The organism is Curtobacterium sp. AB451, from assembly GCF_050585845.1.
Taxonomy (GTDB): Bacteria; Actinomycetota; Actinomycetes; order Actinomycetales; family Microbacteriaceae; genus Curtobacterium.
In genome coordinates this window covers 1-12,548 of the sequence record NZ_JBOBQG010000007.1, presented here as the reverse complement: position 1 = coordinate 12,548, position 12,548 = coordinate 1, and the positions used below count along the sequence as shown (strand labels likewise).

The window sequence follows — 12,548 nt, the reverse complement described above, 5'->3', positions numbered from 1 at the left end:
GCTAGCCCCGCTTCGGCGGCGCGAGCAGCCACGGGCGGATGAGCGTCGTCACGAACGGCAGCACCCAGAACGTCATGATCGGCGTGAGCACCAGCGTCGTGACGAGCACCCGCGGCAGCACGGGGAGCGCGCCGAACGCCGGGACGAGCCAGCCGACCAGGTACGTGAACGCCAGGTTGACCGGGAAGAAGCCGAGCCAGATGCTCACGGCCTGCTTCCACCGCGGCGGTGCACTCGACGCCGGGGCATCGGCCGGGGCGTCGAACCAGCCCTCGATCCCGGTGCGCTTCTCGACCCGGGACTCCACCACGAGGTCGCGGCCGAGGTCGAGCCACCGCAGCCGGTCGTCGGAGTTCTCCCACGTCGCCAGGGCGTCGTGGTCGGCGAACCGGTACAGCATGTGCCACTCACGGCTCGTCGCGTGCGAGCGGACCCACCCGGAGCCGAGGAACCCCGGGTAGCGGTTCGCGAGGTTCACGCCGGACTGGACCCAGCGGGTGGCGTCCGGGATGCGGTCGGGTTCGACGAGGCGGGTGATGGAGACGGTGACGGGCGGGCCTGCACTCACGGATGACGAGGACAGGCTCCCTGGCTCTTGTGGAGTCATGCGTCCAGTCTGGCCGACGTGTGTTTCCTGCTCGTGTCGTGGGCGTCCGGCTAGCTGGCCTGCTTCCCGGCGGCCGGCTTCTTCGCCGGGGTCTTCTTCGCCGGGGTCTTCTTCGTGGGTGTCTTCTTCGCGGGGGCCTTCTCGGCCGGGGCCTTCTTCGCGGGCGCCTTCGTGGCCGGTGTCCGCTTCGGCGACGCGTCGGCAGTGGACTCCTGCTTCGTGGAACGGGACCCGCGCCGGGAACGCGACCCCGCGCCTCCAGACCCGGACCGCTTCTTGTCCACCGACGCCCGCAGGGCGGCCATCAGGTCGATGACGTCGCCACCCTCGTCATCGTCGTCGTCCGCGCGTTCGCCGAAGGTCTGCTCGGTGTCGATGTCGTCGCCGGACTCCAGCTTCGCGTCGATGAGCTGCTGCAGCTCCACCTGGTAGGCGTCGGTGTAGCGGTCGGGGTCGAAGTCGGTGGACATGCTGTCGACGAGCGACGACGACATCTTCAGCTCGTTCGCACTGACCTTCACCGCCGCGTCGAGGGCCGTGAAGTCGGCGGCACGCACCTCGTCGCCCCAGAGCAGCCCCTGCAGCAGGATGACGTCGTCGTGCACGCGCAGGACGCCGAGCCGGGTCTTCTGCCGGAGCGTGAACTGCACGATCGCCAGCCGGTCGGTCTTCGTGAGGGTCTCGCGCAGGAGCACGTACGCCTTGGGGGAGCGGGAGTCGGGCTCGAGGTAGTAGGACTTCTCGAACATCATCGGGTCGACCTGGTCGACGGGGACGAACTCGAGGACCTCGATCTCGTGCGACTGCTCCTCGGGGAGCTGCTTGAAGTCGTCGGCCGTCAGGACCACGGTCTTGTCACCGTCGTCGTAGGCGCGCTGGATGTCGGCGTACTCGACCTCGTGGCCGAACTCGCACACCCGCTTGTACCGGATGCGGCCCTTGTCCTCGTCGTGGACCTGGTGCAGCGAGACGTCGTGGGTCTCGGTCGCCGCGTAGACCTTGATCGGGACGTTGACGAGCCCGAACGCGATGGAACCCTTCCAGATCGACCTCATGGCCACATGATGCCCGTCTCTCCACGGGAGCGCCCGCAGCGGACGGGTTCTCCACAGATCCCGCTTCGCTGAACCGCGGTGGCCGCGGCGCGAGCACCATGGGCCCATGAGCCAGCTCGACAAGCAGGACCCGCGCTCGCAGTTCCCCCGTCCGCCCTTCCCCGCGCAGACGCAGCAGGGGTCCGGACTGGCGAGTGCGATGGACCCGGCGCCCGACCACGGCGAGACCTCGTACCTCGGCACGGGCCGGATGCCCGGCTACCGCGTGCTCGTCACCGGGGCCGACTCCGGCATCGGGCGGGCGGCCGCGATCGCCATGGCGAAGGAGGGCGCGGACGTCGCCCTGAACGCCCTGCCCGAGGAACGCGAGGACCTCGAAGCCGTCCGCGACGTCGTGGGCGACCTCGGGCGGAAGGCAGTGCTGCTCCCCGGCGACCTGACCGACGAGGGGTTCTGCGACACGCTCGTGCGGGACGCGGTCAGCGAGCTCGGCGGACTCGACGCGCTGGTCCTCGTCGCTGGCCACCAGCAGGTGCACGAGGACGTCACGGCGCAGTCGACCGAGGACTTCGACCGCACGATGAAGGTCAACCTGTACTCGCTCTTCTGGCTGGTCCGGGCAGCGGTGCCCCACATGGCGCCGGGCAGCGCGATCGTCACGACGAGCTCGGTGTCCGCGTACCAACCGCAGGACCGGATGATCGACTACGCGGCGACGAAGGCCGCGATCATCACCTACACGAACGGGCTCGCGCGACAGCTCGCGGCCAAGGGCATCCGGGCGAACACCGTCGTTCCGGGCCCGGTGTGGACGCCGCTGCAACCGATCAGCTACCCGGGCGACGAGATCGCCGCCTACGGTCAGGACACCCCGTTCGGCCGACCCGCGCAGCCCGTCGAGCTCGGCAGCGCCTACGTGTACCTGGCCGGACCGGAGTCGTCGTACACGTCGGGGACGACCCTCACGGTGGCGGGCGCGACCGGGGTGGCGCTGTGAGCCCGGCGGCCCGCAAGACCGTCGTCCTCGTCGGCGACCGTCGACTGGCGATCACCAACACGGACAAGGTGCTCTACCCCGAGAACGGCACGACCAAGGGGCGGGTGATCGAGTACTACGAGCGTGTGGCGCCGTGGATGATCCCGCACGTGAAGGACCGCCCCGTCACCCGGAAGCGCTGGGTGAACGGCGTCGAGGGCACGGTCTTCTTCGAGAAGAACCTGCCGGACTCCGCCCCGGACTGGGTCCGGCACCACACCATCCACCACGCCGAGCGCGACAACGAGTACCCGATCGTCGACGACCTGCCGACCCTGGTGTGGATGGCGCAGCAGGCCGCACTGGAGCTGCACGTGCCGCAGTGGCGGTTCGGTCCCCGAGGCGGGCAGCAGAACCCGGACCGCCTCGTGCTCGACCTGGACCCCGGCGAGGGCGTCGGCCTGCCCGAGTGCGTCGAGGTCGCCGTCGCCGCGCGCGAGATCCTGCACGGCATGGGGCTCGACCCGTACCCGGTGACGTCCGGGTCGAAGGGCATCCACCTCTACGCCGCGCTCGACGGACGCGCGACCACCGCACACGTGTCCGAGGTCGCGCACGAACTCGCGAAGGCGCTCGAACAGGACCTGCCGGACCTCGTGCTGTCGTCGATGAGCCGCAAGGAACGGACGGGCAAGGTGTTCGTCGACTGGTCGCAGAACAACGGCAACAAGACGACGATCGCGCCGTACTCCCTGCGCGGCCGTGACCGGCCGACGGTCGCCGCTCCACGCACGTGGCAGGAACTCACCGAGCGGGGGCTCGCGCAGCTCACCCTGGACGAGGTCCTCGAACGCCTGGAGGAACGGGGCGACCACCTGCACCCGGTCGCCTCCGCCTCGTTGGCGGTCGGGCGGGACGACCACGGTCACTGGGACAGCGACCGGACCCAGCGGGCGAACGACGCGGAGCAGCCGGCCCGCGACCGGCTCACGGCCTACCGCGCCAAGCGCGACGCCGCGAAGACCCCGGAGCCCGTCCCCGAGGGCGCCCCGACGGTGCGGAAGGACGGCACCCCGACGTTCGTCATCCAGGAACACCACGCCACCCGTGACCACTACGACTTCCGGCTCGAGCACGACGGCGTCCTGGTCAGCTGGGCGCTGCCGAAGGGCGAGCCCACCGACCCGGGGAAGAACCACCTCGCGGTGCAGACCGAGGACCACCCGCTCGAGTACGGCGCGTTCGAGGGCACGATCCCGAAGGACGAGTACGGCGGCGGGACGGTCACGATCTGGGACGACGGCACGTACGAGCTCGAGAAGTGGCGCGAGGGCGAAGAGGTCATCGTCACGCTGCACGGCCGGACCGGGGGCGCTCGCCGTCTCGCACTGCTGCACACCCGCGGGCGGGGTCGTGGGCGCGAGGGCGACGAGAAGAACTGGCTCATCCACCGCACGAAGGACCAGCCGGACCGCCTGGCGGACGGCGGGGACCCGGCGGCGGCGAGCCGCGCCTCCCGGTCCGCAGCTCCGGGGCATGCGGCCAGCCCGCGCATCGACCGGACGGCCGCGTCGGACACCGCTCCGGCTGATCGCCGCACGATGCAGGCGACCCTCGCGAAGGGCGAGCCGTCGCTCGACGCATCCGACTGGGCGTTCGAGATGAAGTGGGACGGCATCCGCGCGCTCGCGACCGTGCGGGACGGCACGGTCACGCTCCGCAGCCGGAACGACAACGACCTGACGGTGCAGTACCCGGAGCTGCAGGAACTCGGCGACCGGGCCGGGGTCGACGGGGTGTTCGACGGTGAGATCGTCGCCCTCGACGACCGGGGGCGGCCCTCGTTCCAGCTGCTGCAGAACCGGATGGGACTGACCCGGTCGCGAGAGGTCGAGGCGGCGCGGCGGCAGACGCCGGCTCGGCTGCTGCTCTTCGACGTGCTCGAGGCGGACGGCCACGAGCTCACCCGGCTCGGGTACGACGCGCGCCGGCAGGCGCTCGAGACGGTGGTCGAACCGGGCGGTGCGATCGATGTCCCGCCCGCCCACCAAGGTGACCTCGCCCGGGCGATGGCTGACTCGGCGGAGCAGGGACTCGAAGGGGTCGTCGCGAAGAAGCGCACCTCGAAGTATGCCGAGGGACGGCGATCCGAGGCCTGGCTCAAGCTGAAGCACCACGCCACGCAGGAGGTCGTGATCGGCGGGTGGAAGCCGGGGAACGGCCGACGCGCCGGCGGGATCGGCTCCCTGCTGCTCGGCGTGCCGGGGCCGGACGGGCTGGAGTACGTCGGGAAGGTCGGCACCGGGTTCCGTGACCGTGACCTCGACGAGATCGGCACGGTGCTCGGCGCGCTCGGACGAACGACGTCACCGTTCGTGGACGTTCCCCGGCCGGATGCCCGTGACGCGCACTGGGTGACGCCGAAGCGCGTGGGCGAGGTCGAGTTCGCCGAGTGGACCTCGGACGGCCGACTGCGCCAGCCGTCGTGGCGTGGCTGGCGGTCGGACAAGGACCCGTCGGAGGTCGTCCGGGAGTCGTGAGCATGCGTCCGCATGGGGTCCGCCCCGGGCGAACAACCGTCCCCCGTTCCGGCTGCGGTCGGGGGACGATTCGTGTGCGGGACCCCGCGCTGCCGTCGCGTGCTGTTACCTTCGCCGGGACGAAAGGGCACGAGCATGAGCGCGAGCAAGTACCTGCCCCCGTTCACCACGGGGGAACGCGTCACGATCGCGGGGGACCGGTCGGCGCACACGTCCGTGGATCCGGGGGTCGCGGTGGCCGAGCCCGAGGTGACCTACGCGGACTTCCTCGGTGACGAGGTCGAGGAGTAGGACCGGCGCGGGGCACAGCACGGGCCTGGGAAGAAGACGGCCCGTGCGCCGGATCAGGGGACGCACGGACCGCCGTCGAGACGCCGTGGCCGTTCGTTCAGGGATGACCGGCCACGGCGCGTTCTCGACCAGGCACGCAGCACGCTCCTGGTAGGCACGTAGGGAAGACGTGGTGACGACCGGAAACGTCACGCGAGAACCGGGGAAATCCCACGAGGAGTCGATCCTGAGCGACGCTGATGCCCTGGCGTCCCTGTCGGACGCCTCCCTCGTCGAGCGCAGTGCCGACGGTGACACCGTCGCGTTCGGCGTCCTGATCCGGCGGTACGGTCCGCACATGCGTGCCTACGCGGCCCGGATCCTCGGCCACGGCGACGGGGACGCCGAGGACGCCGTCCAGGAGGCAGCGCTGCAGGCGTGGCAGCGGATCGACCGGGTGGACGACCCCGAGCGGGTGCGGAACTGGCTGTTCCGCATCGCGGCGAACAAGGCGCTCGATCGTCTCCGTCGGCGTCACCCGCACCTCGACCTCGACGCGGTGGTCGACGCTTCCGACGACCGTCCCGTCGACGAGGTGGTCAGCGCGCGCCTGCAGGTCCAGGAACTCGCGCGTATCGTGCAGGAGTTGCCGGACGGACCTCGCGTCGTCTGGGTGATGCGCGAGATCGGTGGGGCGTCGTACGCCGAGATCGCCGAGGCCACGGGGATGTCGCAGGCCGCGGTCCGCGGCGCGCTCGCCCGGGCACGACGCCGGGTCCTCGAGCGGATGGAGGGCTGGCGATGACCGACGACGAACGGTTCGGCGCGTTCTCCCTCGAGGAGCTCTCCGACTACCTGGATGCCGACCGCACCCCGGCCAGACCCGACATCGACGCCGATCCCGAGGCCTCCGTCGCGTTGGCGCGCCTCGAAGTCCTGCGGACGGCGTCACGCGACCTGCTCGACGCGGACGTCGCGGCGACCGCTGTCGACGACGGGTGGATCGCAAGCGTGCTCGCCTCGGTGCGGACGACGGCACACGCGGGCCGGGACATCCCGGTCCCCGACGAGGACCCTGCCTCGACGCTCGTCGTCACGGAGGGCGCACTCCGGGGACTCGTCCGTGCGCTCGGCGACGAGGTCCCCGGCGTGGTCGTCCGCCGGACGCGGTTCACCGGCGAGCTCGGGACCGCCGGAGCCCCGATCGACGTCGAGGTGTCGATCGCCGCGAGCACCGACGGGCCGGTCCACCTCCGCGCGGAGGCCCTCCGGACGCGCATCGCGGACACGCTCGCCGTGCACGCGCCGTTCGTGGTCCGGTCGCTCGTGGTGCACGTGGCCGACATCAACGACGGAGACCGATCGTGACCGCCGACGTCCGGACCGTCTCGCGCGGACTGACCGCGGTCGTGCTCCGCGTCCCGGGGGTCCGCTCCGTGCTCCCGCCCGGGCCGAAGCTCGCGACGCTCGTCCGGGACGTCCGCTCGGTGCTCGACCTGCCGCGGGACGGCGGTGCCGTGCTCGTGCAGGACCGACCGGACGGCGCACGCATCCGGGTGGTCGTGACGACGGACCGGCGGATCCCGACGCTCGACCTCGTCCGGAGTGTCCGCGACGCCGTCGTCGCCGAGGCCGCTGCGCTGCTCGGACGCCGGCCCAGCGACGTCACCGTGCGGGTCGTCGAGATCGACTGAGCCCCGGTCCGCTGCGGCCTGATCCGGCCTGGTCCTGCATGGTGCGGCCTGGTTCGGCCGCTGCCGGTTTCAGGGGGCGGGTGCGGGGCCGCTCGACGGAGCGGCGTCGTCGGCGACCGGCAGACCCTCGTCGACGAGGTCGTCCTCTGCCGGTTCGACCACGTCGGCCGCGGCGGCCTTCGCCTCGTCGATGGACTCCTGGGAGCGGCGGAGCAGTTCGTCGTCGTGTGCAGGTTGGTCGGTCATGCCGGCGACCCTACGCCGGCGCCCCTGAGTCGGCGTCGCGGTGCCGGACGTCCGACGGCGGAGCGACCTGCGGCTCGAAGTCCACGGCCGAGGTGGGCGCCGGAGTGGTCGGCATCGCCGGGACCGCCGGCGTGCCGAACGCGTCCGCGGCGTCGAGCACGGCCCGGGTCGCCGCTGCAGCCGTCCGCAGGGCGTCCTCGATCGGCATCGCCCGGTGGGCGGCCGTCCGGACCTCGACACCCCACGGCTCGTCGAACCCGAGGTCCCGCACGGTCCGGACGAAGCCCGGGACGTCCCAGGCGCCCGCCCCGGGGAGGTGGCGTGCCTCGCGGGCCTCCTCGGCGAGCGTCATGCCCGCGGGTGTGTGGAGCAGGCCGTCGCTGAGCTCGACCGCTGCCAGGGTGGCCGGTGCGACGCCCTCGCGGATGGAAGCCAGCGTGGAGCCGCCGCGCAGCGCGTGCATCGCGTCCACCAGGAGTCCGCCGTTCGGGTGACCGGCGGCCGTGACGAACCGGGAGGCGCGTTCGACGGTCGGCAGGTTCGACCACGGTTCGGGCTCGAGGACGAGCTGGGCACCGACCGCCGCGGCCTGGCCGGCCAGCGCGTTCCAGTCGTCGACCATGGCCGTCGGCGAGACACCGGGCAGCGTGACGTCCGCACGAGCGACGACCTGCCAGGCGCTGAGCGTCGCCGCGGCCTCGAGCACGACGCCGCGGTCGGCGTCCTGGTCGGTGGTGTGGCTCGCGCACGTCCACCAGCGTTCGAGCGGTCCCAGCTGGACCCAGACGATCCCGGCACCGTCGAGCATGCGGCGGAGCTCGACGAACCCGATCGTCGCCCGCACCTCGTGCAGGTCGCCGAGCGACAGCGAGAGCCCTGCGAAGCCTGCGGCACCGACGGCGGCGATGCGCTCGCCGATCGGTTCGGTCCCGGCCCAGGTCCAGGACGTCGCGAGCAGATCGTGTTCCTGCACGGCGGCACCTCCGTTCTCCGGACGCGCCGCCCCGCCCCGTCGCGGTCCGCGTGTCCTGTGTGGGACGCCGCACACCCCGTGGCGGCGTCGACACATTGCTACTCGGCGAGGCTGCGAGCCCTCCCAGTCCGCCGTCACACGGGGGAAACGCGACGGCGTCAGACGATGACGGTCCGCACCGAACCGACGCCGCCGATCGTGCCCTCGAGCAGGTCCCCGCGGTCGACGACCCCGACCCCGTCCGGTGTCCCGGTGAACAGCAGGTCGCCCGGCGCGAGGGTCACGAAACGCGAGAGCTCGGCGACCGTCTCGGCGACCGACCAGATCTGGTCGGCGAGGTCACCGGTCTGGCGGACGTCGCCGTGCACCCGGAGCTCGACGGTGCCCGAGGTCGGGTCGACGTCGGCGGCGGGGGTGATCGTGCCGACCGGGGCCGAGGCGTCGAAGCCCTTGGCGGTGTCCCACGGGCGTCCGAGCCGCTTCGCCTCGGCCTGCAGGTCGCGTCGCGTGAGGTCGATGCCGACCGCGTATCCCCAGACGTGGTCGAGGGCCGCGTCGACGGGGATGTCCGACCCGCCCCGGCCGATCGCCACGACCAGCTCGACCTCGTGCTCGAGCTGCCGGGTGACGGACGGGTACGGGGTGTCCGCGCCGTCCGTCACGACCGCGTCGGCCGGCTTCGTGAAGAAGAACGGCGGTTCGCGGTCCGGATCGTGTCCCATCTCCCGAGCGTGCGCGGCGTAGTTGCGACCCACGCAGAACACCCGCCGGACGGGGAAGCGCCCGCCGGTCGTGGTCGGGACGGTCGGGACGGTCGGGGCCGGGATGACGAACTCGCTCACCGGTCCAGCGTGCCACCGGGACCCGGACGGTGGGTCAGCCCTCGGTGATCGAGGCCTCCCACCGGAGTCGTCGTGCGCGTGCCCGTTCCTGCCGTTCGCGCCACTCGATCCGCATCTCCTCGAGTCGTTCGAGGTCGCCGGCTGCACGGACGAGTGGCCCGTAGTGCGGGTGCGCGAGCAGGCTGGGGGTCCGGCGTTCCATCCGGTCCAGTCGGGCCTTGAAGGACGCGTCGTCTTCATCCGAGATCACGGTCAGGTCGTTCCTCTCTGCCGCGGAGCCGTCGCGCGGCGGTCGTCTCGTGATCGTCGAGCGCGCGCTCGACCCACTTGTCGTCGTCGGTCACCCATGCCCGGGTCATCAGGGCATCGGTCATCAGAGCGGCCGCGTCACGGCGCCGCTCATCGGTCGACAGCGCCCGCTCGACGACCCACGACCAACGCTGCCACCAGTGGTCCCGGTGGCCCAAGAACTCGGTATTCCGCCGCGCCCGACGCCCCTCGACCACCGTGACCACCACGCTCGCGACCGCCACCATGGCGCTGAGCAACGACACGCTCGCGCTCGTCCAGCCTGCATCCATGTCCGCCACCCTGACGCGACAGGACCGGCCACGCGCCGAGCGTGACCGGTCCTGTGGAACGTGACCCGCGCCTCCCGGATGTGGAGGAGTGCGCGGACGCGCGTCAGTTGCCGGGCGCAGCCCCCTCGGACTCGCCCTCGCCCGGGTCGCCGCCCGTGCCCTCCGACGCCGCCTCGTCCTGCGGCCAGCCCGAGAACCGCCACGCACCGACCGTCGGGTGGTCCTCGCCACGCGAGTAGGCGTACTCGCGCGCCGCCGTCCGGGCCTCGGTCAGCCGCGTGCGCAGCGCTTCGTGCGCATCCGGGTCCACCCGGGTCAGGGCGTCGTGCGCGAGCGCGAACCGGTCCATCTCGTTGCGCATGAGCATGTCGAACGGGGTCGTCGTGGTGCCCTGCTCGAGGAACCCGTGCACGTGCAGGTCGTCGTGCCCGTTCCGACGGTAGGTGAGCTGGTGCACGAGCGACGGGTACCCGTGGAAGGCGAAGACGGTCGGGGTGCCGGGCAGGAACAGTGCGTCGTACCGCTCGTCGGGGATGGGGTGCTCGTGCTTCCGCGGGTCGCCGATGGACAGCAGGTCCACGACGTTGACCACCCGGACACCGACCCCGGGCGCGTGGCGGCGGATGATGTCCGCGGCGGCCACGGTCTCGACGGTGGGGACGTCACCGGCGCAGGCGAGCACGACGTCGACGTGCCCCTCGGCCTCCTCGGTGCCGGCCCAGTCCCACTGCCCGACGCCGGCGTCCGCGTGCGCGACGGCGTCCTCGAGGGACAGGAACACCGGTTCGGGGTGCTTGCCGGCGACGATCACCTCGATGCGGTCGGTCGTCTCCATCGCGTGTGCCGCGACGGCGAGCAGGGTGTTCGCGTCCGCCGGCAGCTTGATCCGGACGAGGTCCTGCTGCTTCGACGCGACGACGTCGAGGAACCCCGGGTCCTGGTGCGAGAAGCCGTTGTGGTCCTGGCGCCAGACGTGCGACGACAGCAGGATCGACAGGTTCGAGACGGGGGCGCGCCAGTCGATGTCGGTGGACGACTCGAGCCACTTCGCGTACTGCCCGACCATCGAGTCGATGATGTGCGCGAACGCCTCGTACGTGTTGAGGATGCCGTGACGACCGCTCAGCACGTAGCCCTCGAGCATGCCCTCGAGCAGGTGCTCGGACAGCACCTCGGTGACCCGGCCGTGTGCGCCGAGGTGCTCGTCGCCGACGCCGCGCTGGGCACGCCAGACCCGGGATGTCACGTCGAAGACCGCGTCGAGCTTGTTCGACACCGTCTCGTCCGGGCCGAAGAGCCGGAAGGACGCGGGGTTCCGCTCGATGAGGGCAGCGAGCCAGGGGCCGAGCGTGCCGGTCGCGCTCGCGTCCTCGCCGACCGGGACCCCGAACTCCTCGAGCCCGGGGCGGTCGAGCGCCGTGCGGAGCCGACCGCCGTTCGCGTGCGGCGTCGCGCTCATCCGCAGGTCGCCCGCGGGCCGGATGGTGGTGAGGATGCCGATCGGTTGCCCGGACTCGTCGAACAGCTCCTCGGGGCGGTAGGACCGCATCCACTCCTCGAGCTGGCGGCGGTGCTCGTCGTTCTCCCGCACGGCCGGCAGCGGGACCTGGTGGGCACGGAAGGTCCCCTCGACCTGCTCGCCGTCGACCTCCTTCGGTCCGGTCCAGCCCTTCGGCGTCCGCAGGATGATCATCGGCCAGCGCGGGCGCAGGTCGGCGGCGCCGGCCGGTTGTCCGGCTGCTGCCCGCTGGGCCTGCGCACGGGCCGCGGCCTGGATGTCGTCGATCGTCGCGAGCGCACGCCGGAGCGCGCCGTCGAACAGGGCGTGCACGGCGAACGGGTCGTCGTCGACGCGGGCGGAGTCCACCACGATCGGCTCGTACCCGAGACCACGGAAGTACGCGTGCAGGTCGTCGTGCGGGATGCGGGCGAGGATCGTCGGGTTCGCGATCTTCCACCCGTTCAGGTTGAGGATCGGCAGCACGGCGCCGTCCGACACCGGGTCGAGGAACGTGTGCGCCTGCCACGAGCCGGCGAGCGGGCCGGTCTCGGCCTCGCCGTCGCCCACGACACAGGCGACGACCAGGTCGGGGTTGTCGAGGGCCGCGCCGTACGCGTGGGCGAGGGAGTAGCCGAGTTCACCGCCCTCGTTGATCGACCCTGGTGTCTCGGGGGCCGCGTGCGACGGGATGCCACCCGGGAACGAGAACTGGCGGAAGAACTGCCGCAGTCCGTCCGGGTCCGGGGTGATGCCCGGGTAGAGCTCGCCCCACGTCCCGTCGAGCAGTGCGTTGGCGTTCATGGCGGGGCCGCCGTGCCCGGGGCCGCAGATGTACAGCAGCTGGCGGTCGGTCTCGGCGATGAGTGCGTTGCAGTGCGCGTACACGAGGTTGAGCGCCGGCGAGGTGCCCCAGTGTCCGAGCAGGCGGGGCTTGACGTCGTCGGGTGCGATCGAGCGGTCGAGCAGCGGGTTGTCGAGCAGGTAGATCTGGCCGGCGGTGAGGTAGTTCGCGGCGCGCCACCAGGCGTCGATCGCGCGGATCCGGTCGGTGCTCGAAGGGGATGCGGGGGCCATGACCCCACGGTACGGAGGCGGTCGCCCGAGAAACCCAGAAAAACTTCCAAACCGTTCGGCAGGGGGTGCCGAATGCATGTCACAAGGGCAAACGCCCAGGGCGCTCTCCGGTCACGAACGGCCGGGCCTCAGCAAGCACACAGCACGGCACGTGCACAGGAGCACGTCGCCACCGGCCGGAGCCCCCGA

General features: G+C 71.9%; 14 protein-coding genes. 6 read left to right on the top strand and 8 right to left on the bottom strand.

Features of this window, described 5'->3' with window-relative positions:
• Position 1: 1 nt before the first annotated feature.
• Positions 2-607: an antibiotic biosynthesis monooxygenase gene (locus ACQXVK_RS15040; protein WP_042723911.1), complete on the bottom strand. Its 606-nt coding sequence runs from the start codon at positions 605-607 to the stop codon at positions 2-4.
• 50 nt (positions 608-657) lie between these two features.
• A complete protein-coding gene (locus tag ACQXVK_RS15035) occupies positions 658-1,662 on the bottom strand; it encodes a Ku protein (RefSeq protein ID WP_430854097.1) in 1,005 nt (334 codons plus the stop codon).
• Between the two features lie 106 nt (positions 1,663-1,768).
• Here ACQXVK_RS15035 and ACQXVK_RS15030 point away from each other — a divergent pair, with 106 nt between their 5' ends.
• The 6 genes from ACQXVK_RS15030 to ACQXVK_RS15005 all read left to right on the top strand — a co-directional run bounded on the left by ACQXVK_RS15030 (position 1,769) and on the right by ACQXVK_RS15005 (position 7,142).
• Positions 1,769-2,659, top strand: coding sequence for an SDR family oxidoreductase (locus tag ACQXVK_RS15030; RefSeq protein WP_416395544.1), 891 nt, complete (start codon positions 1,769-1,771; stop codon positions 2,657-2,659).
• The gene (locus ACQXVK_RS15025; protein WP_430854096.1) at positions 2,656-5,178 is read left to right on the top strand and encodes an ATP-dependent DNA ligase; all 2,523 of its coding nucleotides are present in this window, start codon (positions 2,656-2,658) and stop codon (positions 5,176-5,178) included. The genes ACQXVK_RS15030 and ACQXVK_RS15025 overlap by 4 nt, the downstream gene beginning before the upstream one ends.
• A gap of 135 nt (positions 5,179-5,313) precedes the next feature.
• Positions 5,314-5,469, top strand: a complete 156-nt coding sequence (locus ACQXVK_RS15020) for a hypothetical protein (protein ID WP_430854095.1) — start codon at positions 5,314-5,316, stop codon at positions 5,467-5,469.
• A 172-nt stretch (positions 5,470-5,641) separates the two neighbouring features.
• Complete coding sequence (locus tag ACQXVK_RS15015) at positions 5,642-6,253, top strand: RNA polymerase sigma factor (protein ID WP_430854094.1); 612 nt, start codon at positions 5,642-5,644, stop codon at positions 6,251-6,253.
• A complete protein-coding gene (locus ACQXVK_RS15010; RefSeq protein WP_430854093.1) occupies positions 6,250-6,816 on the top strand; it encodes a hypothetical protein in 567 nt (188 codons plus the stop codon). Before ACQXVK_RS15015 ends, ACQXVK_RS15010 begins: the two co-directional genes overlap by 4 nt.
• Positions 6,813-7,142 carry a hypothetical protein gene (locus tag ACQXVK_RS15005; protein ID WP_022907587.1) on the top strand — a complete coding sequence of 110 codons (330 nt, stop codon included), beginning with the start codon at positions 6,813-6,815 and terminating at the stop codon, positions 7,140-7,142. The genes ACQXVK_RS15010 and ACQXVK_RS15005 overlap by 4 nt, the downstream gene beginning before the upstream one ends.
• A 69-nt stretch (positions 7,143-7,211) precedes the next feature.
• On the opposite strand, the gene ACQXVK_RS15000 is transcribed toward ACQXVK_RS15005, so the two are convergent.
• The 6 genes from ACQXVK_RS15000 to ACQXVK_RS14975 all read right to left on the bottom strand — a co-directional run bounded on the left by ACQXVK_RS15000 (position 7,212) and on the right by ACQXVK_RS14975 (position 12,359).
• A complete protein-coding gene (locus ACQXVK_RS15000; protein ID WP_430854092.1) occupies positions 7,212-7,388 on the bottom strand; it encodes a hypothetical protein in 177 nt (58 codons plus the stop codon).
• A 10-nt stretch (positions 7,389-7,398) separates the two neighbouring features.
• Positions 7,399-8,361 (bottom strand): sugar phosphate isomerase/epimerase family protein, encoded by a 963-nt coding sequence (locus tag ACQXVK_RS14995; RefSeq protein WP_430854091.1) that lies wholly within the window; start codon positions 8,359-8,361, stop codon positions 7,399-7,401.
• Between the two features lie 158 nt (positions 8,362-8,519).
• Positions 8,520-9,203 (bottom strand): fumarylacetoacetate hydrolase family protein, encoded by a 684-nt coding sequence (locus ACQXVK_RS14990; RefSeq protein WP_402269002.1) that lies wholly within the window; start codon positions 9,201-9,203, stop codon positions 8,520-8,522.
• Between the two features lie 34 nt (positions 9,204-9,237).
• Positions 9,238-9,453 carry a hypothetical protein gene (locus tag ACQXVK_RS14985; protein WP_402269004.1) on the bottom strand — a complete coding sequence of 72 codons (216 nt, stop codon included), beginning with the start codon at positions 9,451-9,453 and terminating at the stop codon, positions 9,238-9,240.
• Positions 9,440-9,757 carry a hypothetical protein gene (locus tag ACQXVK_RS14980; protein ID WP_430854090.1) on the bottom strand — a complete coding sequence of 106 codons (318 nt, stop codon included), beginning with the start codon at positions 9,755-9,757 and terminating at the stop codon, positions 9,440-9,442. The genes ACQXVK_RS14985 and ACQXVK_RS14980 overlap by 14 nt, the downstream gene beginning before the upstream one ends.
• 130 nt (positions 9,758-9,887) lie before the next feature.
• A complete protein-coding gene (locus ACQXVK_RS14975; protein ID WP_430854089.1) occupies positions 9,888-12,359 on the bottom strand; it encodes a phosphoketolase family protein in 2,472 nt (823 codons plus the stop codon).
• Between the last annotated feature and the right edge of the window lie 189 nt (positions 12,360-12,548).

Excerpts from the sequence above, each read along its gene's own strand:
- ACQXVK_RS15030 (WP_416395544.1), top strand. The coding sequence starts at position 1,769 with ATGAGCCAGCTCGACAAGCAGGACCCGCGCTCGCAGTTCCCCCGTCCG.
- ACQXVK_RS15035 (WP_430854097.1), bottom strand. The coding sequence starts at position 1,662 with ATGAGGTCGATCTGGAAGGGTTCCATCGCGTTCGGGCTCGTCAACGTC.
- ACQXVK_RS15000 (WP_430854092.1), bottom strand. The coding sequence starts at position 7,388 with ATGACCGACCAACCTGCACACGACGACGAACTGCTCCGCCGCTCCCAG.
- ACQXVK_RS14975 (WP_430854089.1), bottom strand. The coding sequence starts at position 12,359 with ATGGCCCCCGCATCCCCTTCGAGCACCGACCGGATCCGCGCGATCGAC.
- ACQXVK_RS15010 (WP_430854093.1), top strand. The coding sequence starts at position 6,250 with ATGACCGACGACGAACGGTTCGGCGCGTTCTCCCTCGAGGAGCTCTCC.
- ACQXVK_RS15040 (WP_042723911.1), bottom strand. The coding sequence starts at position 607 with ATGACTCCACAAGAGCCAGGGAGCCTGTCCTCGTCATCCGTGAGTGCA.
- ACQXVK_RS15020 (WP_430854095.1), top strand. The coding sequence starts at position 5,314 with ATGAGCGCGAGCAAGTACCTGCCCCCGTTCACCACGGGGGAACGCGTC.